Source organism: Deinococcus humi, assembly GCF_014201875.1.
GTDB lineage: Bacteria > Deinococcota > Deinococci > Deinococcales > Deinococcaceae > Deinococcus > Deinococcus humi.
Genome location: NZ_JACHFL010000062.1, coordinates 1 through 1082, shown reverse-complemented (window position 1 = coordinate 1082; position 1082 = coordinate 1). Strand labels below are relative to the sequence as shown.

Sequence of the window (1082 nt, the reverse complement as noted above, 5' to 3'; positions counted from 1 at the left end):
TAAGTAGATCGCGAATAGTTTTTAGATAAATTGAGCGTCCAGAACCGTTAAGGCCGCGTAGAGGGCCTTGCGCAATTCGGCGACAGTGTCATAGCAGCGCCTGGGCAGCAAAAATCCCTTAAGTCGTCGCCAGACGGCCTCAATCAGGTTCAACATTGGCGCGTAGGGCGGCAGATACCGGAGATATAAGCCCAGGGTCTCCCAGTGCGGGATTCGCTGACGCAGCGCTGCGCCCTTGTGAAAGGGCGCATTGTCCAGAACGACGACGGTCCAGCGCTGTGGATCACAGCGCTGGGCGAAGGTGTCGAGAAACTCAATGACCTGTTCGCCGGTGCAGTTCCCGTTCAGTTCCCGCACGTCCAAACGGGTCACGGCGCTGTCGAGGGTGAGACAGCCCATCAGGTTGATCCGGCCGTTCGATCCCCACCGCGTGGGGATCTCAAACTGACAGCCCGAGCCCCGAGGCGTCCAGGTCGCACCGATCGAGAGCATCAGACCCAATCCGGTCTGATCCAGAAAGCTTAAGCGGAGTTTGCCGTCCAATGCCCCCTTTTTAACGTCTCGATGGACGCGGCGTGTTCGTGCTGCACCGCCGGCTCCAGGGTTTTGGCGGGCGAGTACCTCGCCCGCTTCCAGGTGTAGCCGAGACGGTGCAGATGCTGGGTCATAGTCCGTGGGCTGACCCGCACGTGGACCTGTTCAGCCACTGCCTGACACAACAGGGCGGCCGTCCAGAAGCGATCTTCACGCAGTTTCTCGCGCAGGAACTGTTCCATCTGCGGTGTGACCAGCAATGGCTTCCCTGGGGCTTGCCCATCGGCAAGCCCCAGCACACCGTGCTGTTCAAACCGGGTGAGATCGTTGTGGACTGCTTGAGGATTTCGTTCAAAGTGCTGCGCGAGTTGTGCGACGGTCCATCCCGCGCGGTGCAGGCGGAGTAGGGTCGCACGGAATCGCACTTTCGGGTGGACATGCACATTGAACTCCAGTGCATGGAGCTGTTGGTCGGCGGCTTCGCTGATCTCGATCTGTCGTGCGGGACGACCCATCCCTAATTCTACTTCTTATTCGCGATCTACTTA

At 59.4% G+C, this 1082-nt stretch carries 2 protein-coding genes; both read right to left on the bottom strand.

Features of this window, described 5'->3' with window-relative positions:
- Nucleotides 1-21: 21 nt before the first annotated feature.
- Nucleotides 22-543, bottom strand: coding sequence for an IS630 family transposase (locus tag HNQ08_RS27075; protein WP_179162871.1), 522 nt, complete (start codon nt 541-543; stop codon nt 22-24).
- Nucleotides 522-1049: a winged helix-turn-helix domain-containing protein gene (locus tag HNQ08_RS27070; protein WP_184138572.1), complete on the bottom strand. Its 528-nt coding sequence runs from the start codon at nt 1047-1049 to the stop codon at nt 522-524. Before HNQ08_RS27070 ends, HNQ08_RS27075 begins: the two co-directional genes overlap by 22 nt.
- Nucleotides 1050-1082 lie beyond the last annotated feature (33 nt).

Bases quoted from the DNA above. Each gene is read 5' to 3' on its own strand.
- HNQ08_RS27070 (WP_184138572.1), bottom strand. From the start codon at position 1,049: ATGGGTCGTCCCGCACGACAGATCGAGATCAGCGAAGCCGCCGACCAA.